The following is a 23,823-nucleotide window of genomic DNA, read 5'->3' on the forward strand; positions in this document are numbered from 1 at the left end:
CCAAGGCCGTCATCAACTCTTTCGAACAGAGGCGGAACGGCGGGTGTTTGTCGTTCGCTGTGACATTCTTGTTACGGCTCTGTACTGTAACGGGCGGACCAAATGCCTATTTCACAGGCCGATCCGGTTCTCGGACCATCACTGCAACGATAACCATCACTGCAACGATAAGGGAGCAACCCCATGACGCATGCCATTCGCTTTCACAAGACCGGCGGCCCTGAGGTCCTGGTCTGGGAAGAGGTCAGTGTCGGCAAGCCTGGACCTGGCGGGGCGCGCATTCGCCACACGGCCGTCGGCCTCAACTTCGTCGACATCTACAACCGATCCGGTCTCTATCCCGCGCAATTGCCGAGCGGGCTCGGCAGCGAGGCGGCCGGTGTGGTTGAGGAGGTCGGTCCTGATGTCACCGATCTAAAGCCGGGCGATCGCGTCGCTTATGGCGCCTCGCCGCTCGGTGCCTATTCCGAGGCGCGGCTGATCCCCGCCGACCGTCTTTTGAAGCTGCCCGATGGCGTCGATGACAAGACCGCGGCGGCGATGATGCTGAAGGGACTGACGACGCAGTACCTGATCCGGCAGACCTATCGGGTGAAGGCCGGTGACACCATCCTGCTCCATGCCGCGGCCGGTGGTGTCGGCCTCATCCTCAGCCAGTGGGCCAAGCATCTCGGCGCGACCGTGATCGGCACGGTCAGCAACGACGAAAAGGCGAAGCTCGCCAAGGCGCATGGCTGCGAGCACGTGATCATCTACACGCGCGAGGATTTCGTGAAGCGGGTTGACGAGATCACCGGCGGCAAGAAGGTGCCGGTGGTGTATGATTCCGTCGGCAAGGACACATTCCTGAAATCGCTGGATTGTCTCGCGCCGCTCGGCGTCGCTGCGCTGTTCGGCCAGTCCTCAGGCGCGGTCGAGCCGCTCAATCTCGGCCTGCTCGCCCAGAAGGGCTCGCTCTACGTCACCCGGCCGACGTTGTTCACCTATGCCGCCAAGCGCGAGAACCTTGTGGCGATGGCGGGCGAGCTGTTCGACGTCGTCAAGTCCGGCGCTGTGAAGATCGAGGTGCACCAGACCTATCCGCTGAAGGACGCGGCCAAGGCGCATGCCGATCTCGCCGCGCGCAAGACGACGGGATCGACCGTTCTCCTGGTGTAATATTCGTCCAGACGTGATGCAGGCCGGCGCGGCCGCATCACGTCCGTTCGTGCTTGCGCAGGTCGCGGGCGTGGTCGAGGCGGATCGCCTGGAGGTCGACGTCCTCAGGCTCGACCTGGGGGAGGGCCGCCTCGGCCAGGATGGCCTCGGTCACGTCCTCGACCGAGTTCTCCGCGATCTCGTGGATGAATGAGACGTTCCGATACTCACCCGAGGCGAGGCGGGAGATGACCTCGCGCCTGGTGATTTCAGGGTCGACGACCGCCTCGCGGCCGCGCCGCCCGTAGTCGATCATCACGACGAAATACTGCATCATGCAATCCTGCCGCACCCCGTGGTCGGGTGCGCGGCAGAGTATTTCTAAAAAACAGAATAATGTCAAGGTGGATTTCCAGAAATCGGAAATCCCGGGGCGCCTACTTGCCCTTCTTGCGGGGACGCGCCGACTTGGCGCGCAGCCGTTCGAGTTGCCCCTTGGGCATCGACAGGCAGATCTCGCCGACCCAGTCGAGCTTGACGCCGACGATCGGCTTGGCGTTGAAGCTGGTGAGATTGACGACGGAGGGGGATTTACCCCGCTCGATGGTCTTCAAATAGCGTTCGCCGGTCTTGAGCCGGACCACTGCCTCTTCGCCGTAGAAGCTCGACAGCGGATGGCGCTGATCCTTGTAGACCACGATCACGTCGCCGCTCTCGTATTTGGGCAGCATCGAATCGCCCACGATCTCGAAGGCAACGGTCTCTTCCATGATCGGGAAGGGCAGCGCGATGTCACCGAGGCCTTCCGGGGGAACCTGCTCATAGTCCGGCTCGATCACCGCGCCGGCGCCGACGCGGCCCATGATCGGCGCGAGATTGAGCTCGAGATATTCCATGATCGGAATGATTTCCGACGCCTTCACGAGGCGCTCGCCACCGAGGATCTCCGACACCGCGCCGGGCCGCACGCCCATGGCAGCTGCCAGGCCGCCCTTGCTCTTGCCCGTCTTCTCCAGGCCCCGCTCGATCATTGCAACGTCCAACATGGTGATTCCCTCGATTGCCCATCGTGTCGCCTCTTGTAATCCGAAATTCGGAATTGATGCAATTATGAATATCAGAATTTCAGCTTGACACTAACTTCGGAATACCGGAATGTGTGTCCCGCCTCCGGATCGTGCGGTCGGAGGAGGCGCATCACAGGACAGCATCATGGAACCGGGCCATTGGCCGTCGGAACACTCCGACGCGCTTCGCGACTTTTTTCTCAAGGGAATGTCTTATGCGGAGATCGGAAGGCAGATTAACGCAAGATTCGGAACGGCTTACACACGCAACGCGGTGATCGGCCGCGCCAAGCGGCTCGGACTCGTCGTGCCGGAATGGATGACGAGCCCCTCGATCGTTCCGCCTTTGCCGGGCGAGGCTCTGGTTTCGCCACGCCGCTCGGCACTGCCGAACCTGAACCTGCCGCCGAAGTCCGCAATGAAGCCCGCCGCACGGGTCAAGTTGCGCTGCGTCGGCGTCCGGCCGCGCCTGATCGAGCTGGTCGAGCTCGAGGCGGCCGACTGCCGCTATCCCTACGGCGGCGACAAGGATGGGGAGGAGATCACCTTCTGCGGCCATCCGCGCCAGCCGGGCTCCAGCTATTGCGCACCGCATGCGCGCCTGACGCGCCGTTCCGGAGCTGCGTCAGCTCGCATCGCAACTCCGGCCGCGCTGAGGCTGGTCTCCCCCGCCTGAAGCCGCGCCGTCCATTCAATCGTCAGTCTTGCAAGGAGCATCCGAGTGGCACGTCCCCGACGCAACAAGTCCTACAAATTGGCGCAGATCTACGACCGGCGGTCCCGGGAGGTGCCGTTCAATGCCGAGGTGGCGGAGGTGGAGGTCGACAATCCGCTGGCGCTCGATTCTGGCGAGAAGATTCTGGCCCTTCGGTCGATCCGCAGCGATCCGCTCGGCCGGCTGCACGCACATCACCAGATCGATGAAGCACAATACCGCGGCGGGCGCGCCTTCCAGAACGATTGGGAGCGGGCGGAGCGGGGACCTCAGGCGGTGGATACGACCCGCGAATATGTCGATGGGACCGGCACGCGCGAGCCTGTCACGGAGAGCCAGCGCCAGGCGGTGCTGCGACTGAACCGGGTCGAGCGGGAACTCGGCGCCGACGGCAGCGCGCTGGTGCACGATGTGCTGGTGCTGGGTTTGACCATGGACCAAATCGGGCAGCGTCGTGCCGTTCGTACCCAGCGCTGGAATGATTATTTCGGGCGGCGCTTTCGCGAATGCCTGGACCGGCTGGCGCTGATCTACGGCTTTGCGACCGAGACGGGGACAGAGCGTGGGGACCGGCGCAGGTGACCGCGGCGCTCCGGCGGTCCGACCGCCGGGGCGCCGTTCTGTTCCTTAGGGGTGAGGTACGATCTGGTAAGGCGTGGTGTAGGGCTCGACCCGCAGCGAGGCGTTGGCCAAAAGCCCAATTTTGGCGGTCGGCGCCTGCTGCAATTCGCCATTCGGGCCGCGATGCACGTTGTATTGCCAGACGGTGAGGTCGCCCTTCCGTGCGAGCGCATGTGCAACGGCGCTCGCGTCATTGCCGCCGAGTGCCTGCAGCTCTTCCGCCGACAATCCGACGACGATTTCGTCCTTGATGGTGACGATCTTGAACAGGTTCATCTTGGTCTCCTGCGCCCGTGCGCCTTGTATCGAGAAGGTGAGAAGCGCGACCGCGGCGCCCTTGATGAGATCGCAGCGAGAAAGCATGCCGTCGTCCTTGTGCTGAGGCGCGCCCGAATCGATCAGTTCATCAGCCATGGCGCCCGTGATCGCGTGGCCGTTTCGCAAACGCTTGGTCGTTCGATCTTGAACAACGGTTCACGGGGCGGAGATATCGCCGGGAGCGATGAACCTCGATGCGAAGAGGCGAGTCCAAGCCGAAGGCTCAAGGGGATACGTTGGATGAAATTCGCCGGAACTGTTTACCTTCTCGTCTGTGTCGGCGCCGCGGGCACTGCTGCGGCCGCAGATCCCTTCTACGTCGGCACCTGGACATTCACGGCCGCCGTGGTCGCGCCGTGGGCCGATTCGCAGCGCAAGCCTGACGGCACCGAGCGGGAGCGGCTGTTGGGCAAGGCGGTCGTTCTGAAGGCGAAAGAGATCTCGGGACCGCGCCCCTTTGCCTGTGCCAAGCCGCGGTACAAGGTCACCGATTATGGCCCCGACATGATCTTCCAGGGCGCATTCGACGAGATGCAGCGTGTCGACAAGATGGCCGATCCGAAGGCGCTTGCTGCCTCGCTCGGCTTTGCCGGCGCGTCAATCAAGACTTTGGAAACCGGCTGTGAGATCGACGTTCATTTCGTCGACGATACAACCGCCGAGGTGGGACTCAACAATTACGTGTATACGCTGAAGAAGCGCTAGGCGCCTCCACCAATGCCCATTCACACCTGAAACAAGGCGAAACGCAGTGCGGTTGACAGCAATTGGTGCTGCGCGCGTGATTTAATGCAGCTTCTTGACGCAGGTGGGTGACGACGGCCCATATTCCTGTTATCCGGAATTGCGGTGGAGCGATGCAGGCAAAGCATCGCCACGCCGGTGGTTGGGCTTGCCGGATGGGTTGTTCCTTGGCATAATTGCAACCTCCTCGGTTGAGCCCGGATGCGTCGTTGAGGGTGCTAACCTGTCGGGCCCTCCGGCCGAGAGTTCGAACTGGCCACGGTGTCTGGTTGTGGTGTTCAGCGCTCGCGTGGAGCCCGATGTCAGTTTCAGGATGGCCGATGCTTGTCATAGGTGCGAGATGAAGAACCTCAACTTCGCGGCTGAACTGCACCTCAAGCTCGGCGCGCCTGCGACCGGCACGGTCGAAAGCCTGCGCCTGCTCCGCGCTTTCCTGAAGCTTGCGCCTCGACAGCGTTTCGAGGTGATCAAACTCGTTGAAGACCTCGCCACCGAAGAAGCCCTTCCCGAACACCCCTTGTCCTGAGCCGGACCGCGCATCTCACGCCTTTTTCTCTCCGTTTCCTGCCCAAGCCAGCCTCCCGGGGGTGTTTGCCCCGGCGTTCGCTGCTGGAAGGCGGTCAGGCAAATGTGGTAACAGTCAATAAAAAGGGAGGAGTGCGACCATGATCGAACCGAAGCTCGAAGTTCCGGCCGAACTGCGCGACCTGGCCGAGAAGACAATTGACCAGGCAGAGAAAGCGTTCGGCATGTTTTTCGAAGCCGCCACGAAATCGATGACGTCCGTTCCGGGAGCCGGGACGGAGGTGTCGAAACAGGCGCTTGCTTTCACCGAGCAGAACATGAAGTCGGCATTCGAGCATGCACGCAAGCTCGTGCATGCCACCGACCTTCAGGAAGCCATGCGGATCCAGTCCGATTTCCTGCGCAGCCAGTTCACCAGCGCCGGAGATCACATGCGGCAGATGACCGGCAGTCTCATGCAGTCAGGCAAGGGCAAATCCTGATTCCTGGACTGTGTGCCGGCTGCCTACAAATTGATCTTGCGCGGCATGAAGATCCGCATTTCGATGCTGGCGCAGGTCCATGATGGGCCACCGAATGATGTCTCATTCGCCGTCCATCATCCTTTCTGCTGATCCCTGTCGGTTCTCCGGCAGGGATTTGCATTTGCGGCAGGTATCGCGGTCGGCACGCCTCTAAGGACGCAGTGATCCGATGTAGGCCGCGATGTCGCCGGCTTCGCTTCGGCTCAGGGGAAAGTTCGGCATCTTCGGATGCGGGTCGAGCAGGAAGAAGGCGAGCTTCTCCGAACTGAACTCCGCTCGCCGCGCAACGGATGCAAAAGATGGGACGTCGGCGCTGGCTTCCGCCTGGCCACTGGCCACGACGTGGCAGCTTGCACACCAGCGCTTGGCGAGGTCGGCACCGTGACCGGCGTCGGCGGCCAGAGCAGAGGACGCGCTCAAGCTCGAGGTCGCGACGAGCAGCAGGCAAATTCGTCTCAAATGCTGGTGCATGGGGCAACCTTCATGCATTCGCCGGCGGCCGTGCTCATCCACAGCATGATCCCGGAAATTGCGAGAGATCGATGCGGGCGATGATCGACCGCAGCAGCCTGCGGGTCGCACGATAGAGATGCCGCACGAATGACGGCGTTCTCGTTGCCGGCAGGCCTAGGCCCTTCGTATCAAGACTTTCGGTATAGTGCGACACGTGCCTCTCCGACGCTGCATGGCCTTTCTAGCCTGCCGGCCCGGAGCTGCCTTGATCTGCCGCAAAGGTGCCGGCTAATAGTCGCCGGGGTTCATGATCATCGGACTTTTGGTGTCAGCCGGAGCGAGTGCGCTGCTGGCGCTGTCACGCAGGAAGCGGTCGAGCGTCGCCTGGATCTTCTCCTTGACCGCATCGGGACCGCGGTCGCTCATTTCGTTGTGCTGCGCACCGGTGTGGACGATGTCGATGCCGCGCGCCTTGGCCTCTTCCGGGGTCGGCAGCACGCCCGAGTCGGTGAGGAAATGCGGATCCTTCGAGCGGAACGAGAGGATCTTCATGTTGTCGCTGAGGACGAAAGGGACCCGCAGATTATCGAGCGTGATGACTTTCGACACCAGCTCCGGGTGCTGATGGGCGACATACATCGAGACGTCGCCGCCGTTGGAATGGCCGACGAGGGTGATGTGGTCGTAGTCGACGTTCTCTTGCCGTTTCTTGAGTTGGCCCAGGGTGAAGAGGATGTTGGCCTCGCAACGAATATAGACTTCACGCCGGCCGACATATTGCTGACCGACTTGGGTCATCAGCGGCGGGTCGCTCGGCAGGTCCTGCTGGACGCTGGCAACGAGATAGCCGCGCGCGGCGAGCGCGTTGGCGAGGAAGGAATATTCGGTGGCCTTGACGGTATTGCCGTTGCTGATGATGGCAAGCGGCAGCTTCCAGAGACCGAGATTGGCCTTGGTCTCGTAGTCGCGTCGCACCGCGATCTCGACCGAGATCGGCCGCTGGCGCGAGGCGTCGAACAGGGTCAAAGCCTCGTGGCGAATCGCGAACCGGCTGACGATGAAATATTCGCCGACCCCGAGGAGGCAAAAAAACGCCAGGATTGCAAACACCCTCTTCATGATTCCGTCCCAATCACTTTCGACTGAAAATGGTCATTTGAGCCCCCCGGATCGAGCGATCGTGAGCAGGCTACGGGATTAAATTCAGGCAAGTCTGTACGCAAGTCCGCAAAACGGTCATGTGCCGGGTCAGCTGCACGAAGGAAACGAGCTACAGGCAGCCGCCCCTGTTACGCTCGGGGCAGAGCCGAAACGCGCTCGACAGCGTGAACAGGAAGCGCGGGCTGCGGCGTTCATTGTCCGGCGCCCGGTAGCTCAAGGGGACGGCCACGCCGAGATCGGCCTGGAGGTCGTCCCACAGGAAGAAGCGCACACCGGCTCCGGCTGACGTCAGCGACAGGCCGTCGCTCAGCCTGTAACCGTCGTTCCAGACTGCGCCAGCGTCGCCGAAGGCGTAGAGCTGGTAGCCGCTCCAGTAGCGGAAATTGAGCTTCTGGTCGAACCGCAGCTCGAGCGAGCCGGCAAGACCGTTGTCGCCGCTGATCTCGGCTGCGCCATAGCCCCGGCCGAAGGCGGCGCCGCCGAGGTAGAATTGCTGCGAGGTGAACAGCGGCCGCGATGCCGTCTGGCTCGCCGCGGAAAGCTTGAGCGACCAGACGTCGTTGAGCACCTGATAGCGCGTGAACCAAAGGTTCAGCACCGAAAAGTTCGACGAGGCGCCGTCGCGCGATAGCAGATCGTCGTCGAAATGTGAGGCGCCGAAGACGTCGAGGCCCTGGCGGTAGGTCAGCGTCGCGAAGTTGGTGCCGCCGAAGCGATCCTGGAGCCGGTAGTCGGCGGTCAGGCTCGCGGTCCTGATGTGGTCGTTGTACCAGGGGCCGTACAGGTCATGCTCCGACACGTTGCTGAAGGTCCCGGCCAGGGTCAGCGTCAGCGCCGAGGATTGCGACATGAAGGGCACCGTGCTCGCCCGCACCTCGAAAGCTTCGGTCGTGGTGATGTCGCTGTCGAGGCGGCGGGCGTCGCCCGGCCGGACCGCGCTGTAGAGGACGGACGCGCCGAGCCGCACGCCGTCGACGCCGACGGGCGCGTCATAGGACAGCCGGGCAAAGCCGAGCTCGCGCGGGTCGTTGGCAATGGTCGACAGGTTGACCGCCAGCGTATCGCCGGGCGCAAGGTAGGAGTTGAACGCGCCCGTCGCGTAGGTCTGCCATGGACCGACCGAGGACGAGCCGAGATTGTCCAGGCCAAACGACGAGAAGACGTGCCATGTCTTCAAATAAACGATGAGGCGGAAACGGCCGGTCGTACCGCCGATCTCCTCCAGCGCGGTATCGGTGATCCGGACGCCGGGCCTGCCGTTGATGAGGAAGAGCTGGCGTTCGAGCGTTGCCAGCTGCGACGGCTGCTCGGCCAGAACCGGCCCAAGCATCGGCCTCACGCCGAACTGCTCGGCGCCGTCGCCTTTCAGCTCGGCCTGCACGATGGCGCCTTCGATCACCTGGATCCGGACGCGGCCATCGGCAATGTCTTGCGGCGGCACGATGGCCCGGCTCAGATGGAAACCATCGGCCCGATAGAGGTCGCTGATCGCGCCGGCGATCGCGGCGAGGTCGGCCTGCGAGACCTTCTTGCCGAGATAGGGTTGATAGACCGCGGCGATACGATCGCGAGGGATGGCATGAGCACCGGTGACGCTGATGTCGCGCAGGACAAATTGGGGCTTGGTGTCGCCGCCGGTGTTGGTTTGGCCGACGGTCGGAAGCTTGACCGGGGGACGGTTCAGCGTTTCCCGCTCGGTTTGGTTTTCAAAGTATTTCTCGGGCTGGCGAGGATCGAAACCCGGCTGGTTCGCCTGTTGTGCGAAGGCTTGCGGAACTCCCGCAAAAATCGGTACCAGCAACGCCAATGCGGTAACGAAATGCCGCTTCTCAACGCGCGCAACAAACCTGTCTCCGTAGTTTGACGGAGTGGTTGCCGCGGGGCGGTAAAGGTTCGTTAGCCGCATGATTTTTCATAGGTTTTTATGGTCAATGAATGGTTAATGCGGCAGTTCCACTGACCTCTTCCTGCTAATCCTCTCTTGAGTCATTTTGGATACGCCTCAGGTCCGGCTGTCACGGGGACTGAGGATCGTCATGCTCGGCAGAATTGGAATGCGGTGCGCCTTCATGGCGGCGCTGACCCTGGGAATGGCTTCCGGTGCGTTCGCCGCGGACGATGGCGTCTGGTCGGTCAGCAAGGCCACCGGTGAGGTCTGGGTTGCGACCGACGGTGCGCAACAGGTCTCGCTGAACCAGGAAAGGACCCTCAAGCCCGGCAACACTATCCGCACCGGACGCAATGGCCGGGTGCTGCTCGTCCGCGGCGAGGAGACGATCCTGATCTCGCCCAATTCCGTTGTGGGCTTACCTGCCGAGAAGAAGGACGGGCTTTCGACCACCATCATCCAGCAGGCGGGTTCGATCCTGCTCGAAGTCGAGAAGCGCAACGTCAAGCATTTCGAGGTCGAGACGCCTTATCTCGCCGCCGTCGTCAAGGGAACGCAGTTCAGCGTCACGGTGGGTGCGGGCAGCACCAAGGTCGGCGTGCTCCGCGGCCAGGTCGAGGTCTCCGACTTCAAGACCGGACAGATCGCACAAGTCATGCCGGGACAATCGGCTACCGCCTTCGAGCATGGCAAGCCCGGGCTCAGCCTGGGCGGCAGCGGCACCTTCAATCCGATCGAGCATGGCAAGCCGCGCGCCTCGACGATCGAGCGACTCCCAGTCCCGAAATCGGGATTGTCGGCGCCGCGCAACGCGGCGAACGGCCAGGCGATCCACGCGCTCGGTCCGATCGACAAGGGGACCAAGGCAGCGGGCGCGTCGATGCAATCGCATCAGGCGGCCGGAGGCCAGGCGCCCAGGGCTGGCGTCGTGCGGATCTCGAGCTCGCTCGGCGAGGTCAAGCTGAATGTCCACAAGGTGACGAAGGGCCTTGCCCACGGAGCGGTGGCAACGGGGCGCGTGCGCAACGCAAATTCCAGCACAGGTACCAGCACAGCTACGGTGTGGAGCGACAGCTCGTCGAACACCACCACCACAGCCTCCAACAGCTCCACCGTGACGGCGGTCGTCGCGAGCAGCAGCGCGTCAACGGCCAGCGCCACGTCGACGTCGTCGGGTGCGACGACGACCGTTGCGACCACTGCCGGGTCGAGCGGCAACGTGTCCACCGGAACTTCCGGGACCGGAAGCAGTGGGACGGGTGCGACCGGCAACGGAAGCGGCGGCACCGGCAACAATGGCAACAACGGTAACAGTGGCAACAACGGCCACAACGGAAATGGCAATAACGGCCACCACTACGGTTGGTACTGGGGCAGAGGCCACCACTAGGACCGTACAGTCGGCACAGGGGGAGCACTCGGCGGCAAGTGCCGTCGGTGCAGGGGAGCAAAGTGAAACGCTATCGACCGCATATTCTCGTCGTGATCGCGCTTGCGGTCGTGCTGTCCACGGGGTGGCATGCTTCGCTTCGCAATGCGCTCACCGATCTGCGGTTCGCCTGGCAGTCGCGTGCGGCGAGCGGCAATGTCGTCGTGGTCGCCATCGACGCGCCGTCGATCGACCAGGTCGGGGTGTGGCCCTGGCCGCGCCGGCTGCACGCCGAGCTGTTGCACAGGCTCGAGGCGGCGGGAGTGCAAGACGTCGCCTTCGACGTTGACTTCAGCACGCCATCGGATCCGGTCTCCGACGAGGCCTTCGTCAAGGCGCTTCGGGACGTCGGCGGTTCGACGATCCTGCCGTCCTTCAGGCAACCGACGGCACATGGTGGCGCGGTTCACCTCAATCGCCCCCTCAAGCCGTTCAGCAACCAGTCGTGGCCGGCCCTCGTCAATGTTGCGGTCGAATCCGACGGGTTGGTTCGTCGTTATCCGTTCGGTGAGAAATTCGGCGATGCCCTGATGCCGTCCATGGCCGTCGTGTTGGCAGGACAGGACGCCAGCCGGAGACCGCCTTTCCTGATCGACTTCAGTATTCAGGCGGCGTCCATTCCGCGCGTCTCCTATGTCGAGGTGATCCGCGGCGATACTGCGACTCTCGACAAGCTCAGGGACAAGAAGATCATCGTCGGCGCCACGGCGCTCGAGCTCGGCGACCGGTTCAGCGTTCCAAATGGCGGCATTGTCTCGGGGCCCGTGCTTCAGGCATTGGCGGCGGAATCGATCCTCCAGAACCGGACGCTGCGCTGGACCTCCGACATCGGTATGATCCTGGGCCTCGGCGCAATCTGCCTGATGATGATGTATTCGTGGCGCCGCTTCGCACCGGGCGTTCGCGTCGCAATCCTCGTCACGGCCGGGGCGGCCGTCGAGCTGACCGCGGTTCTCGTGCAGGCAAGATGGCCCCTCGTCATCGACACGTCGCTGTTCCACATTGCGATCATCGCCTATCTGACCGCGATCGCGCTCGACGAGATCGATTTCCGCAGCCTGTTGGGGCGCATCGCCGAAAGCCGCTTTCATCGCATCGCGATGTCGCTCGGCGATGGTCTCGTCTGCACCGACGCGGAGCACCGGATCACGGTCTGGAATCCCGGCGCGAGCGCGATCTTCGGCTACATGCCGGCCGAGATCATTGGCCGGCCGTTCGAAACCCTTTGTGCTGTGCCGGCGAACGGCGCGGCGAGGCCGTCGATGGGCGATGCCGCCCGTCAGGCGCTACTGGTTCCGGGCGGGGCCGTCGTCGTCGAGTTCGAAGGCCGGCGCAAGAATGGCGAGACCTTCGCCGTCGAGGCGAGCTTCTCCGGCTGGCAGGGAACGGATGGCTTCCAGTACGGCGCGATCCTGCGCGACATTTCGGTCCGCAAGCGCGAGGCCGAACGCGTCAGATATCTGGCCGAGCATGACGCGCTGACGGGGCTGGCCAATCGCAACATGCTGCACGCGGGCCTCACCGGTCTGATCACGGCGGCGGAGCGGCGGTCTTCCGACGTCGCGCTGCTCGTGCTCGGGCTCGACGGCTTCCAGCAGATCAACGACATGCTCGGACATTCGGCCGGCGACCTCGTGCTGCGGGCCGTTGCCGAGCGTCTCAGCAACGAAGTCGATGGCAAGGCGATCGTCGCCCGGCTGAGCGGGGACGAATTCGCCATCGCGCTCGACTGTGCGGAAGTCGGCGAGCCGATTGCTGCATTCGCCGAGCGGATCGCGCGCGCGTTCGAAGCGCCGCTCGTCACGGGCACACGACAGCACCGCGTTCGGATCAGCATCGGCGTTGCCGTCTATCCCGACGGTGGACACACTGCGGACGACCTCCTGGGCAACGGCCATCTGGCGCTGAGCCGCGCGAAGGCGACGCGGCGCGGCAGTCACGTGATCTTCGAAAGCACGATCAGGCAGGAGCTCGAGAACCGGCTGACGCTGGAGAGCGAATTGGCGCTCGCCGCGGATCGCGGCGAGTTCGAGCTGTTCTACCAGCCCCAGGTTCGTTTGGTCGACGGCAGCCTGCTCGGAGCCGAAGCGCTCATCCGCTGGCGGCATCCCGTGCGCGGTTACGTCTCGCCCGGCGAGTTCATGCCGGTGGTCAATACCTCGGCGCTATCAGAGCGGATCGCGAGCTGGGTCATGGAAACCGCCTGTCGGCAGGCGCGTGCGTGGGAATTGTCCGGCAACAGCGTACGCGTTGCGATCAATCTCTCGCCCTCTCAGCTCGACTCCGGCGACCTCGCGCATTCGGTTGCGGAGCTGCTCAAGGCGACGGGGCTCACGCCCTCGCTGCTCGAACTCGAGGTCACCGAAGATATCCTGCTGCATGACGAAGGCCGCGTGCTCGACATGTTCAAGCGGATCCAGCAGCTCGGCGTCCGCGTGCTGTTCGACGATTTCGGCACCGGTTACGCGAGCTTGAGCTATCTGAAGAAGTTTCCGCTCGACGGGCTCAAGATCGACCGCTCATTCGTGCTCGATCTGCTTGCCGATTCCGACGACGCCGCGATCGTCGGCTCGACCATCGGCCTCAGCAAGCAGCTCGGGCTCACGGTCGTGGCCGAAGGCATCGAGAACCGGGCCACGGCTGATTTCCTCGTCAGCATGGGGTGCGAGGAAGGACAGGGCTATTTCTTCGGCCGTCCGGTGCCTGTTGCGGCATTCGAGAAGCAATTCCAGCCTGGGTACGAAGCCGTCAGCGCTGCCTGAACGGGCTCTTTCGATTTCAACGCCGGCGCGCGACGGCAATGCCAAACAGGAAAGCGATGAACAGGCTGGCCAACGGTGCCTCGCGCGTGATGGCCGCAACCGTCGCGAGGGGCCGGCCGGGCTTTCGAGCTTCGTCAATTGCAGCGGTGAGGCGATCGACCGCGGCGTGCAGGCCGCCCGCAACCTCGCCGATCGTACGCGATACGTCGGTTGCGGCATCGATGGCGCGCTCGGCCACGCCGGGCTGGGAATCGGGATGCGGTATCTCCGTGCTCAAGCTTGCGACCTCCAAAACCCGACGAAGCGATGGAGGCCGGCACCTTTGGCTATCCGCGCGAGCGCTCGTTCTGAACAGCGGGTCTGACGACCTTTGGCTATCCGCGACAGGCGCCGTAATTGACGGCGGGTACCGGCCTTGGATGGGCAATTCGGCGCGCGGGATTTTGTTCCCGTCGACAGGCGGCGATCCCCGTGAAACGACGGATGCGAATCTCTGTTAGGCTGGCACCAGCCTTGCTGTTCTCGGGAGACGGCCGTGACCGATCGGACGATGACGGATCGAGCCCGGCGCATCGCCTTGCTCGGTGCTCCCATCGACATGGGAGCTTCGCAGCGTGGTACGCTGATGGGCCCCGCTGCGCTGCGCACCGCGGGCCTTGCGACACTGCTCGAAAGCCTGGATCTTGAAGTCGTCGATTACGGCGATCTCTCCGTGGCGGAGGTCGGCGACCTCGCTGACAGGCCGCCGGAAAAAGCCAATCACTACCGCGAAATCCAGCGCTGGACGCGCGTGCTGAGCCGCAGAGGCTATGACATCGCGAAAACCGGTGCGCTGCCGATCTTCCTCGGCGGCGATCACACGCTGTCGATGGGCTCGGTCAATGCCATGGCGCGCCACTGGCAAGAGCGCGGACGGGAGCTTTTCGTGCTCTGGCTGGACGCGCATGCCGACTACAATACGCCGGAGACGACGATCACGGCGAACATGCACGGCATGTCGGCGGCGTTTCTGTGCGGTGAGCCGGGTCTCGATGGCCTGCTCGGCGATGACCCGCGCGCGTCGATCGATCCTGATAGACTCGATCTGTTCGGCGCGCGTTCGATCGACAAGCTCGAAAAGGAGCTGATGCGCTCGCGCCGGATCAGGGTTGTCGACATGCGACAGATCGACGAATTCGGTGTTGCGGTGCTGATCCGGCGTGTCATCGAACGCGTCAGGGCCTGCAACGGCGTGCTGCATGTCAGTTTCGACGTCGACTTCCTCGACCCCTGCGTAGCGCCGGGCGTCGGCACGACGGTGCCGGGCGGGGCGACCTATCGGGAGGCACATCTGATCATGGAGCTGTTGCACGATTCCGGCGTGGTGGGATCGGTCGACATCGTTGAGCTCAATCCTTTCCTCGACGAACGTGGCCGGACCGCGCGCACTGCGGTCGAGCTGATCGGCAGCCTGTTCGGTCAGCAGATCACTGATCGGCCCACGCCGAGCAATGCGATTGCTCCGGGCGAGTAAATCGAGCCGGGCAGCGTTTGTGCGCTGCGAGGAAGGAACTGCTCTCGCTGCCGTCCGATTTAGATCAGCTCTGATCGAAATCGCCTGCTTTTGAAACGGCCGCGAATTGCAAATGCGGCCGTCGGACTGTTTGATGCGGGCTCAGCGCCAGCCGAGGGGCCGCAATGAGCAGCACGACACCTCCCGACGACGATTCCGTGACGACCACGCGCCGTCGATTTCTGACAGCCGCCACCGCAGCAGCGGGAGGCGCCGTTCTTGGAGCGAACGCTTCCGTTGCCGCAGAGACAGGCAACCTTCCACCCAACGTTCCCGAATGGATGAAAGCGCCGGGGGAGCCGACGGGAGGTCAGCCCTATGGCGCGCCATCGCCGTTCGAGAAGGGCGTCGTCAGGAACATCTCGAAGTCCCTCAAGCAATACATCTCCGCGTCCAGCCGGACGCCCTTGCAGGAGCTCGACGGCATCATCACGCCGAACGGGCTGTTCTATGAGCGGCATCATGGCGGCGTTCCGGCCATCGACCCCGCGCAGCATCGGCTGATGCTGCATGGGCTGGTCGAACGTCCCCTGGTCTTCACGATGGACGATCTCCGGCGCTTTCCGTCGGAGTCGCGCATCCACTTCCTCGAATGCTCCGGCAATCCCGGCTACACCAGGCCCTATGGCAAGACAGCTTCGGACCTCGTGGGTCTCGTGAGTTGTGCCGAATGGACCGGCGTGAGCCTGAAGCTGGTGCTTCAGGAGGCCGGGCTGAAGGCAGAAGCCAAATGGGTGGTCGCGGAAGGGGCGGATGCGGCTGCGCTGACGCGAAGCATCCCGATCGAGAAATGTCTCGAGGATGCGATGCTGGTCTACAGCCAGAACGGCGAGCGGCTGCGCCCGCAACAAGGCTATCCGCTGCGGCTGCTCCTGCCGGGATTCGAAGGCAATATGAGCGTGAAATGGCTGCGCCGTCTGCATGTGACCGCGGAGCCGGTTTATTCGCGCGAGGAAACGTCGAAGTATACCGACCTGCTGCCCGACGGCACGGCGCGAGAATTCTCCTTCTACATGGAAGCCAAATCGATCATCACCCGTCCCTCCGGCGGTCAGCGCCTGAGCGCCCCGGGCTTTCACGAGATCACGGGTATCGCCTGGAGCGGGCACGGCAAGATCGCGCGCGTCGAGGTGTCCGTCGACGAGGGGAAGAGCTGGCAGGAGGCTCGTTTGCAGGAGCCGGTGCTGACGCGCGCCCTGACACGCTTTCGTCTGCCGTGGCGATGGGACGGCCAGCGCGCCGTGATCCAGAGCCGCGCCATTGACGAGACCGGTTATGTGCAGCCGACGCTGGCCGAGTTGCTCGCCGTGCGCGGAGAAAACTACTTCTACCACAACAACGCGATCTGGCCCTGGCGCATCGCGGCCGACGGCGAGGTGACCAATGCGCTGGCGTAAGATTTGCGGAATCGGCTTCGCAATCGGCCTGGGTGCCTTCTCGAGCGGAGCGCAGGCGCAGAGCCCGTACGGCATCGGCCGACCAGCAACAGCCGCCGAGGTTGCGGGGTGGAATATCGATATCGGACGCGACGGCAGCAATCTTCCTGAGGGAAGCGGCTCGGTCAGCCACGGACGCGAGGTGTTTGCTCAACAATGTGCCTCGTGCCACGGCGAGAAGGGCGAGGGCGGTTTGGGCGATCGGCTCACCGGCGGGCAGGGCACGATCGGCACGGCCAAGCCGATCCGCACCGTCGGCAGCTATTGGCCCTATGCCCCGACATTGTTCGACTACATCCGTCGCGCCATGCCGCAGAACGCGCCGCAGTCGCTAAGCGATGAGGATGTCTATGCGGTGTCCGCCTTTATCCTGAACCTGAACGGACTGGTGGGAGCGGATGCGATCCTCGATGCGAAATCGCTGGCGGCCGTGAAGATGCCGAACCGCGACGGATTCGTCGGCGATGCTCGCCCGGATGTGAAACGATGAACGGATCAAGTTCCGAAGGCTGGCGCGGAACTTGCTTAGACCGAATGGGGAACTCCGAGGGGCACAATTGAATTAACCTGCGATAGGAAAATAGCGGACCCCTCAATGACTGATCGTTTCGCGAACTCCATCTCCACGGCGCTCCGTCATCCCGGCGTGATCGCGCTGATCGTGGCTGGTTTGACGATTGCGGCCATGCTGATCGTCGACCACGGACCGTGGAGCCGTGCCAAGACCCAGCCGGCCCATGTCGCGATGTATGCGACGACGGGCGAAGCCGCTCGCGCCGCGGGCGCTGCAGTGCTTCCGACCGAACCGAAGTCGCCGATCGAGCCGGCGCGGCCGGGGCCGAAGACATCCCCGACCGTCAATCCCGTGACGCCGTAATCCGCGTCAGCTCTTGCGGCCATAGTTGAGGAGCCCGCCGCTCGTTCTCGGCGGGTGCGCGCGCAATGCGTCCTCATTCGGTTCGGTGCCCCAGCCGGGCCGGTCCGGAATGACGAGATGGCCGTTCTGGATCTCCGGCTCCTGTGTGAAGAGCTCGCGGTCCCAGGACAGGCGATCGATGTCGATCTCCATGATGCGCAGGTTCGGTACGGCTGCGCAGAAATGCGCGTTCATCATCGAGCAGAGGTGGCCGTAGAAATTGTGCGGGGCGACGTTGACCTCGAACGCTTCGGCCGCCGCAGCGATCTTCATCGATTGCCAGACGCCGTTCCAGGGCGTGTCGATGATCGCGACATCCATCGCCTGCTCGTGGAAATAGCGCAGGAATTCTCGCAAGCCCAGCAGCGTCTCGCAGGACGAGATCGGATGCGGGCTTTGCCTGCGGATGTAGCCGAGCGCCTCCGGATTGAAACTGTCGATCTCGATCCAGAACATGTCGAGGTCGGCGATGGTGCGCAGGATCTTCAGATAGCCCTCGGTCTTGGCGTTGAAGTTGCAGTCGAGCAGGATGTCGACATCGGGGCCGGCGCCGTCGCGAATCGCTTCGAGATGCATGCGCAGGTCGCGCAGGATTTTCCGGTCGACATTGATTTCCGGCGCAAACGGTGAGCCGAAGCCGGGACGCCAGCCGGTCGGCTTGCCGTCGTCATAGGAGAAGATGTTGGTCTTGAGCGCGGTGAACTTTTTCTCGCGCACCTCGCGGCCCATTGCTTTGACGCCATCGAGGCTTTCGATCGGCGGCTTGTACCAGGAGGGATGATTGATCCGCCACGTCGCGCAATGCGACCAGTACACCCGGACACGATCGCGGATCTTGCCGCCGAGCAGCTCGTAGCAGGGCACGCCGAGACACTTCGCCTTGGCGTCGAGCAGCGCGTTCTCGATCGCTCCGAGCGCCTGCGCCACGACGCCGCCGGCAGCGGGACGGGTCGCAGCGAACAGTTCGGCATAGATGCGCTCGTGCTGGAAGACGTTCTGCCCGATCACGCGGGCGGACAGGCGCTGGATGGCAGCGCCGACCCCGGGCGAGCCAAAACCCTCGTCGAACTCGCTCCAGCCGACGATGCCGTCTTCGGTCGTCAGCTTGACGAAATGGTAATTTCTCCAGCCGGCATCGCAGGCGAGGATTTCGATGTTTGTTGTTTTTGATGATTTGGTCATGTCGCTCCCTGTCGCCCGGTGGGGCTTTTTGTTTGTTGTGGCGAGCTCGAAAGGGCCCAGGTTGCAACTGTTAGGCTAACAACGGACCGGCGTGAAGCCCGCTGTAGCGCGCCGGGCGCCTTACGCCCACCTCGGCAGGGAGGCCTGTAGACAGCGGCATTGTCGCAAGGTTAGTCAGCCGATCACTGAGGAGCCGAGCAGCGCGAGGACGGCCAGCGCCATCAGGGCGGTGCCGAGCCAGCCCAGCGCGATCAGCCACGACCGGGCCCTGAAACGGCCCATGATCGTGCGGCTCGAGACGATGAGCATCATCATCGCCATGATCGGAACGGCGACGATGCCGTTGAGCACAGCGCTCCAGACCAGCATGTGCATGGAATCGATGCCGGTGAATCCCAGCCCGAAGCCGATCGCGGTCGCGGTCGCGATGATGGTGTAGAAGCCGATGGCCTCGTCGGGTTTCGCCTCGAGCGTGGCGTGCCAGCCGAAAATCTCGGCAACGCCATAGGCAGCCGAGCCGGCCAGCACCGGGATCGCGAGCAGGCCCGTGCCGATGATGCCGAGCGCGAACAGGGCAAAGGTGAAATCGCCGGCAAGCGGCCGCAGCGCCTCGGCGGCGTCGGTTGCCGAACTGACGTTGGTGACGCCGTTGGCGTGCAGCACCGACGCCGTGGTGAGGATGATGAAGAAGGCGATGCCATTGGAGAGCAGCATCCCGGCGATGGTGTCGGCCCTGATGCGCGCGAGCTCCGGACTGCCGCCGCGCTTCAGTTCGCGAAGCGGCTTGTCGCGCTCGCCCTGGTTCATCTCCTCGACCTCCTGCGAGGCCTGCCAGAAGAACAGATAGGGGCTGATGGTGGTGCCGAGCACGGCCACCACCATCATGAAATAGCCGGCACTGACATTCGCCTCCGGCCACACTGCGGCGAGCAGCGCCGTGCTCCACGGAATCTTCACGGTGAAGGCGGTCGCGACATAGGCGAACAGCGCGAGCGTGAGAAACTTCAGCACCGGTGAATAGCGGCGATAGGGCACGAACACCTGGAGCAGGGTCGAGCCGGCCGCGAAGATCAGGGCGTGCTCGTGGTTGAGGCCGCCGATGACGAGCGAGAGCGCTTCGGCCATCGCGGCGATGTCGGCGGCGATGTTGAAGGTGTTCGCGGCGACGAGCATGAAGATGAGCGCCAGCACCGCCCAGCGCGGCGCGACCTGCGTCACGTTGGCGGCCAGCCCCTTGCCCGTCACCCGGCCGATCCGCGCGCTGACGAGCTGAATGGCGATCATGAACGGGGTGGTCAGAAATACCGTCCACAACAGTCCGTAGCCGAATTGCGCGCCGGCCTGCGAATATGTGGCAATGCCTGAAGGATCGTCGTCGGCCGCCCCGGTGATGAGACCCGGCCCCAGCCGCTTCAGCACTGTCGAGGCGGATTTCGGCGGGGCGAGGGCGCTGTCGCTCATGTAGGATCTCGGGTCTTTCCGGCGTTCCGTTTGCGAAAGGGGAAGCCCGGAAGAAATGCCGCGGGGGAACGATGGTTCCTTGACCGGGAAAAGCGGATTCCGATTAAGCGAATCCCGATTTGATCCGTCGGGCAAAACACCTGTATAAAGGCACCATCGCAACCGCTCCGGCGCACGGCGACGTTCGCTCCTGCTCAGCTTCATGCCGATGTGCAACCGCGCGACCATGCACGCCAGTCGCGCCATCCGCAACGTGCGCATGGACACCGGCAAGGTGTTCGCGCCGTGAGCGCTTGATGACGCACGCTCAGGACAAATGCAGGTAGCGCCCGTCGAACTGCGCCAGCTCCTGGACCTTGTGGGCCGCCGAGGCTTCGCAACACTGGACAATGCGTTTCCAGATCGGGCGCACCTAACAAATGTTAAGTCGCAGCCCGCCCACCGGCAACTTGGCCTGAGCATTCCGCAGGGTGCGCACTGGAAGTTAGGAACCAAACGGCGATGGAGCCGTTGCGCTGCCGTTTCATGGTCGTGACCAAAGCGTGTCACGCCGCTTGCTGTCCTTCCGAAACGCCAAAGACTGGGACCACCCGTGTTTCGGGCGCGGACGTTGGACGTGAAAAGGGGGCTCGCTTTGGCAGCCGATCTGATTTTCAAAATCGCCATCATCGCCTTGTTTACGTTCTCGGCGGTGCTCGCCTCGATGCTGTGGCTGAGCGTGTGAAGCACGCGCTGCCGGCGCGAAAGCTTGCATGATCGGCGCTCGGGAACGGCAGCTCCGTTGCCGCGTTTTCCTGGCGACAAGGAGGATCAGCGCATGGACAACCTGACGAAGCGCGCACAGCCGGACCGCAGCAAGATCAACATGCACGAGGCGTTCGAGGTCAAGTACTGGACCCATGCGCTCGGCGTGTCGAAGGAAGAGCTGCAGAAGGCCGTCGACAAGGTCGGTAATTCCGCCGCGGCCGTCCGCAAAGAGTTGGCGGCGACCGGCGCACGCGAGCCTGAGACGCGGTCCTCTACTTGATGCTGACGAACATGCCCCAGGCGGCGGCCAGCGCCGCGCCGGTGAAGACGACCACCGGGTTGTCGCAGAACGTGCCGCCATAGCGGCACACGTCCGCGCCGAACTGGCCGAGCTCGTGATGGCCCGCGGAGTAGAACAGTCCCGACAGCACCAGCAATGCGGCGGCGACGTAATACATCGATAGTCTCTCCGAAGCTCTTCGACCTGTGCCCCTCGCGGGCGACATGTCCCAGCTTGGCGCGAACAGATTTTGTTTCGCCGAATCTGATTTGCCGGATTTAAGTAAAATTTGCGCCGTCGGGTAAAACACCGGCAGTATACATGTGCGACTTCCCAAAACTATTTCGCTTCCTAAGGCAGCATCAATGAGAGAAGCCGTTGCCGGTCTTGCTGACGCTGGCGATGGTCCTCGCGCATGATTGCAAGCTCGGCCTCGGCGTCACTCGGATCTTGATGTTGCCGTTTCAGGTCGACGATCATCGCCTCCTGCTGGGCCAGCCGCCGCTCCCCTTCAATCACCTCACGTTCCAGCTGCCTCAGCTGGTCCAGGATGGCATCGTTGAACATCGTCAAACGCCGCGCGGTCGCACAGTTAGAAACGGCCCCAGCACAACCCTAAATGCCGGGGCCGTTGGAGGTTGCCTGGCTAAGCGCACCAGGCGGATCAAGCTTAAAATAGTCCCGGACTCTTTTTATGTTCACTTTTGAACAGAGGCATTACCTATTTTTCCCAACTGAATTCACATAAGCGAATGCAGCCCCTGCGTCGATTTCGGGAAAACGCCCCAGCTTGGATCAACATCTACAGGGGCGCGGATCACCCATTGGTCTGCTGCTGTCCCGTCGCGGACGACGAAACAGTCCTGAAACAATCCCGAAACCCGATTGTCCTGAACGCCCTTTCCGCTCGTCTCGACCAACCAAGCGAAAGGGAGATCATCATGATCCAGGTCGGTTCGAAGGAAGAAGTCGCGTTTCTGCTGATGCTGTTCGGCACCCACACCCAGCCGGTCGAGCGGCCGAAGTCGCGGCAAGGCTGAGGCAAAAACCCATGCCCGGCTTGGCCGAATGCCAGAGCCTCTTGCGTCTTCTGATCGCAAGGGGCGATCCGAAGGCGATCCCGCAAGCCAAGGGCGCCATCGACCAATATCTGAACACGGCGCCGGTCAGCGCCCGCGGGCGCGGCCTGCGCGTGCTGCAGCGCGATGCCCTCGACCTGCATGTTGCCGCGGTCGGCGTTCAGCGCTCCTTTGCCGAAACGGTGGATGCCTATATCGAGCGGAAGCTCGCGGAGGAGTGAGGCGGCTGCTTGCCGGGGCCTGTGTCTTCGGGCGAGGCTGCGACGGGCAATGTCGCCTGTTTCAGCAGGCCGACCCTGCGGTCGAGCTGCCAGACCTCGACGTCGCCCCGGCGCGTGAAACGCCGCGCGAACAGAAGCGCGGACGCATCGGACCGTGCCTCGAAAGCTTCGGCGGACTGAAACACCCCGTTCTCCCCGACAAGATAGGCGCGGTATTGCTGCATCATATCGGCGCCCTCAGGCCGGGCGAGCGAAGCCAGGCTTCGATCTGCAACGCCGTCTCGTCCTGCCGCGCCCTGCGCAGCAATATCTCGCGCTCGCGCCCGGGCGGCAGCGCGCGCGCCTTGTCGCGAAGGCGCGCCGCTTCCTCGGCAAGCCGCTGATCGAGAGTTCTGGTCTGCTTGAAACGCCGCCGCGTCAGCATGTTCTGCTCCCTTGCTGGAGTGGGACGGGAGCGCAATTGGCGTTCTCATCACCGATCGTTGCCACGGGCCTTGCGGTGATGGGTTAACGCTACGCTTGTGGCGGAGTGGGTGTCACAACATTTGATATGCTGCAGGGCGTTTATTTTCGCGCATATGTTGTGCGTTTTGAGCGACTTACTCATTTGGCGCGAAGGACGCTTTCAAGGTTCAGTTTTCAACAAAGCAATCTCCGGTAGTTTGCACAAAATCGCCGGCCGAGAATTCGTCCATAGGCGCCTGTGGCTGAGAGACCGATTGCGTTTCAGGTCGGCTGGCCGCGGCAACGGTGTTTAGCGCCGCACATAGCGGTAGGGAGGTTCAAAAACGTATGTCGAGCCGAAGCGGTATGGTAGTGGGTCGTAGCCAATCAAATACGCAGTTCTCACCCTGTAGAGCCTGTGTCGCACGACGGCAGTGTGCCGGTGCCACGTAGTGCTGCAGGCACACTTGGCACGAGAAGTGAACTCGGTGGCAGTCGCATTCTGAGGTAGAACAAAAATAGCAAATGCCCAAACCGCCAACGGCCGATACATGAGCGTCCTCCATACGCGCTTGCTGTCGTCCCTTAAAAGTTGGCGGGGGCTTCCAAAGTTCCCCAGCGTTGGTGCTGCGTGCGGTTCACCGGAACCCGTCCCAGCCGCGCAACGCATCACTGTACTAGCGGAGCGGCCCCGAGCCGATCCGGGGCGACGTCTACGTTCGAAAATAAAAATGGCCCCGGCTCGCGGGCATGTGTGCCAAAATGGGAATAGCGGCCAGGCAACCTCCGGGCGCATTAACCCGTGCTGCTTGCAATAGATTGCTACCGGGCGGTACAATCTCCCTGTGCTGATATTTGACCATTCGATTTTCGAGAACTCATTTTTACAAACGCATTTGGAACGCCCATGTCGTGTAGACCAATCGTCTCAGCTTATGTACGCTTGAGGAACCAGCAGGCACTCGAAGATATGAGAGATCTTCGTCGCCAATTATTGAGGTCCGCGTCCGGTTCCGCAATCAAGCACGTTCACGATGATCTCCGATTGATTGAAGATGGGTTGGAACAGCTCCGCCGAAGTTGGCAAGCGGACAGGACCGGATCCTGTCGTTAGCGCCCGCAGCTAGGGCACTGCAGATCCGAGGTACCCGGTTGCCCCGT

Annotated in this window: 27 protein-coding genes; 14 read left to right on the forward strand and 13 right to left on the reverse strand. The window is 63.0% G+C overall.

Features of this window, described 5'->3' with window-relative positions; genetic code table 11:
- Positions 1-183 precede the first annotated feature (183 nt).
- Positions 184-1,158 carry a quinone oxidoreductase gene (locus QA649_RS16160; protein WP_283025057.1) on the forward strand — a complete coding sequence of 325 codons (975 nt, stop codon included), beginning with the start codon at positions 184-186 and terminating at the stop codon, positions 1,156-1,158.
- A 37-nt stretch (positions 1,159-1,195) separates the two neighbouring features.
- On the opposite strand, the gene QA649_RS16165 is transcribed toward QA649_RS16160, so the two are convergent.
- Positions 1,196-1,471: a hypothetical protein gene (locus tag QA649_RS16165; protein ID WP_283025058.1), complete on the reverse strand. Its 276-nt coding sequence runs from the start codon at positions 1,469-1,471 to the stop codon at positions 1,196-1,198.
- Positions 1,472-1,574: 103 nt separating this feature from the next.
- Positions 1,575-2,183 (reverse strand): S24 family peptidase, encoded by a 609-nt coding sequence (locus QA649_RS16170; protein ID WP_018644790.1) that lies wholly within the window; start codon positions 2,181-2,183, stop codon positions 1,575-1,577.
- Positions 2,184-2,349: 166 nt separating this feature from the next.
- Here QA649_RS16170 and QA649_RS16175 point away from each other — a divergent pair, with 166 nt between their 5' ends.
- On the forward strand, positions 2,350-2,880 hold the full coding sequence (locus QA649_RS16175) for a GcrA family cell cycle regulator (RefSeq protein ID WP_283025059.1): 531 nt from the start codon (positions 2,350-2,352) through the stop codon (positions 2,878-2,880).
- Between the two features lie 45 nt (positions 2,881-2,925).
- Positions 2,926-3,501, forward strand: a complete 576-nt coding sequence (locus QA649_RS16180; RefSeq protein ID WP_283025060.1) for a hypothetical protein — start codon at positions 2,926-2,928, stop codon at positions 3,499-3,501.
- Positions 3,502-3,546: 45 nt separating this feature from the next.
- Here QA649_RS16180 and QA649_RS16185 read toward each other — a convergent pair whose 3' ends face one another.
- Positions 3,547-3,903, reverse strand: coding sequence for a hypothetical protein (locus tag QA649_RS16185; protein ID WP_283026038.1), 357 nt, complete (start codon positions 3,901-3,903; stop codon positions 3,547-3,549).
- Positions 3,904-4,098: 195 nt separating this feature from the next.
- Between QA649_RS16185 and QA649_RS16190 the strand changes: the two genes are divergently transcribed.
- From QA649_RS16190 to QA649_RS16200, 3 genes are all read left to right on the forward strand, one after another.
- Positions 4,099-4,563, forward strand: a complete 465-nt coding sequence (locus tag QA649_RS16190; protein ID WP_283025061.1) for a hypothetical protein — start codon at positions 4,099-4,101, stop codon at positions 4,561-4,563.
- A gap of 379 nt (positions 4,564-4,942) precedes the next feature.
- The gene (locus QA649_RS16195) at positions 4,943-5,128 is read left to right on the forward strand and encodes a hypothetical protein (RefSeq protein WP_018644785.1); all 186 of its coding nucleotides are present in this window, start codon (positions 4,943-4,945) and stop codon (positions 5,126-5,128) included.
- A 139-nt stretch (positions 5,129-5,267) separates the two neighbouring features.
- The gene (locus QA649_RS16200; protein ID WP_018644784.1) at positions 5,268-5,609 is read left to right on the forward strand and encodes a phasin; all 342 of its coding nucleotides are present in this window, start codon (positions 5,268-5,270) and stop codon (positions 5,607-5,609) included.
- 192 nt (positions 5,610-5,801) lie between these two features.
- On the opposite strand, the gene QA649_RS16205 is transcribed toward QA649_RS16200, so the two are convergent.
- From QA649_RS16205 to QA649_RS16215, 3 genes are all read right to left on the reverse strand, one after another.
- On the reverse strand, positions 5,802-6,122 hold the full coding sequence (locus tag QA649_RS16205; RefSeq protein WP_283026039.1) for a cytochrome c: 321 nt from the start codon (positions 6,120-6,122) through the stop codon (positions 5,802-5,804).
- 270 nt (positions 6,123-6,392) lie between these two features.
- The gene (locus tag QA649_RS16210) at positions 6,393-7,223 is read right to left on the reverse strand and encodes an alpha/beta fold hydrolase (protein ID WP_283025062.1); all 831 of its coding nucleotides are present in this window, start codon (positions 7,221-7,223) and stop codon (positions 6,393-6,395) included.
- Between the two features lie 151 nt (positions 7,224-7,374).
- A complete protein-coding gene (locus tag QA649_RS16215) occupies positions 7,375-9,171 on the reverse strand; it encodes a POTRA domain-containing protein (protein WP_283025063.1) in 1,797 nt (598 codons plus the stop codon).
- 130 nt (positions 9,172-9,301) lie between these two features.
- Between QA649_RS16215 and QA649_RS16220 the strand changes: the two genes are divergently transcribed.
- Both QA649_RS16220 and QA649_RS16225 read left to right on the forward strand, forming a co-directional pair.
- On the forward strand, positions 9,302-10,543 hold the full coding sequence (locus tag QA649_RS16220; RefSeq protein ID WP_283025064.1) for a FecR family protein: 1,242 nt from the start codon (positions 9,302-9,304) through the stop codon (positions 10,541-10,543).
- A 62-nt stretch (positions 10,544-10,605) separates the two neighbouring features.
- Positions 10,606-13,344, forward strand: coding sequence for an EAL domain-containing protein (locus QA649_RS16225; RefSeq protein ID WP_283025065.1), 2,739 nt, complete (start codon positions 10,606-10,608; stop codon positions 13,342-13,344).
- A 16-nt stretch (positions 13,345-13,360) separates the two neighbouring features.
- Here QA649_RS16225 and QA649_RS16230 read toward each other — a convergent pair whose 3' ends face one another.
- Entirely contained in the window at positions 13,361-13,621 is a 261-nt protein-coding gene (locus tag QA649_RS16230) for a hypothetical protein (protein WP_283025066.1), read from the reverse strand.
- 258 nt (positions 13,622-13,879) lie between these two features.
- On the opposite strand from QA649_RS16230, the gene rocF reads away from it, so the two are divergent.
- From rocF to QA649_RS16250, 4 genes are all read left to right on the forward strand, one after another.
- Positions 13,880-14,857 carry an arginase gene (rocF, locus tag QA649_RS16235; protein WP_283025067.1) on the forward strand — a complete coding sequence of 326 codons (978 nt, stop codon included), beginning with the start codon at positions 13,880-13,882 and terminating at the stop codon, positions 14,855-14,857.
- 164 nt (positions 14,858-15,021) lie between these two features.
- Positions 15,022-16,293, forward strand: coding sequence for a sulfite dehydrogenase (gene soxC / locus QA649_RS16240; protein WP_283025068.1), 1,272 nt, complete (start codon positions 15,022-15,024; stop codon positions 16,291-16,293).
- Positions 16,280-16,822, forward strand: a complete 543-nt coding sequence (locus QA649_RS16245; protein ID WP_283025069.1) for a cytochrome c — start codon at positions 16,280-16,282, stop codon at positions 16,820-16,822. Before soxC ends, QA649_RS16245 begins: the two co-directional genes overlap by 14 nt.
- A gap of 105 nt (positions 16,823-16,927) precedes the next feature.
- Positions 16,928-17,209, forward strand: a complete 282-nt coding sequence (locus QA649_RS16250) for a hypothetical protein (protein ID WP_018644773.1) — start codon at positions 16,928-16,930, stop codon at positions 17,207-17,209.
- A 6-nt stretch (positions 17,210-17,215) separates the two neighbouring features.
- On the opposite strand, the gene QA649_RS16255 is transcribed toward QA649_RS16250, so the two are convergent.
- Positions 17,216-18,430 (reverse strand): mandelate racemase/muconate lactonizing enzyme family protein, encoded by a 1,215-nt coding sequence (locus QA649_RS16255; protein ID WP_283025070.1) that lies wholly within the window; start codon positions 18,428-18,430, stop codon positions 17,216-17,218.
- A gap of 174 nt (positions 18,431-18,604) precedes the next feature.
- Positions 18,605-19,891 (reverse strand): divalent metal cation transporter, encoded by a 1,287-nt coding sequence (locus QA649_RS16260; RefSeq protein WP_283025071.1) that lies wholly within the window; start codon positions 19,889-19,891, stop codon positions 18,605-18,607.
- Positions 19,892-20,708: 817 nt separating this feature from the next.
- On the opposite strand from QA649_RS16260, the gene QA649_RS16265 reads away from it, so the two are divergent.
- The gene (locus tag QA649_RS16265; RefSeq protein WP_283025072.1) at positions 20,709-20,918 is read left to right on the forward strand and encodes a DUF3606 domain-containing protein; all 210 of its coding nucleotides are present in this window, start codon (positions 20,709-20,711) and stop codon (positions 20,916-20,918) included.
- On the opposite strand, the gene QA649_RS16270 is transcribed toward QA649_RS16265, so the two are convergent.
- Together QA649_RS16270 and QA649_RS16275 are read right to left on the reverse strand one after the other, a co-directional pair.
- On the reverse strand, positions 20,911-21,096 hold the full coding sequence (locus tag QA649_RS16270) for a hypothetical protein (RefSeq protein WP_018644767.1): 186 nt from the start codon (positions 21,094-21,096) through the stop codon (positions 20,911-20,913). The genes QA649_RS16265 and QA649_RS16270 overlap by 8 nt on opposite strands.
- Before the next feature lie 173 nt (positions 21,097-21,269).
- On the reverse strand, positions 21,270-21,485 hold the full coding sequence (locus tag QA649_RS16275; RefSeq protein ID WP_283025073.1) for a hypothetical protein: 216 nt from the start codon (positions 21,483-21,485) through the stop codon (positions 21,270-21,272).
- Positions 21,486-21,969: 484 nt separating this feature from the next.
- Between QA649_RS16275 and QA649_RS16280 the strand changes: the two genes are divergently transcribed.
- Positions 21,970-22,218, forward strand: a complete 249-nt coding sequence (locus QA649_RS16280; RefSeq protein WP_018644764.1) for a hypothetical protein — start codon at positions 21,970-21,972, stop codon at positions 22,216-22,218.
- Here the strand turns inward: QA649_RS16280 and QA649_RS16285 are convergent.
- The gene (locus tag QA649_RS16285; RefSeq protein WP_283025074.1) at positions 22,188-22,445 is read right to left on the reverse strand and encodes a hypothetical protein; all 258 of its coding nucleotides are present in this window, start codon (positions 22,443-22,445) and stop codon (positions 22,188-22,190) included. The genes QA649_RS16280 and QA649_RS16285 overlap by 31 nt on opposite strands.
- On the reverse strand, positions 22,442-22,642 hold the full coding sequence (locus QA649_RS16290) for a hypothetical protein (protein ID WP_283025075.1): 201 nt from the start codon (positions 22,640-22,642) through the stop codon (positions 22,442-22,444). Before QA649_RS16290 ends, QA649_RS16285 begins: the two co-directional genes overlap by 4 nt.
- Positions 22,643-23,823 lie beyond the last annotated feature (1,181 nt).

Origin of the sequence: Bradyrhizobium sp. CB1717 (assembly GCF_029714325.1) — a bacterium.
In the GTDB taxonomy this organism is placed as follows: Bacteria; Pseudomonadota; Alphaproteobacteria; order Rhizobiales; family Xanthobacteraceae; genus Bradyrhizobium.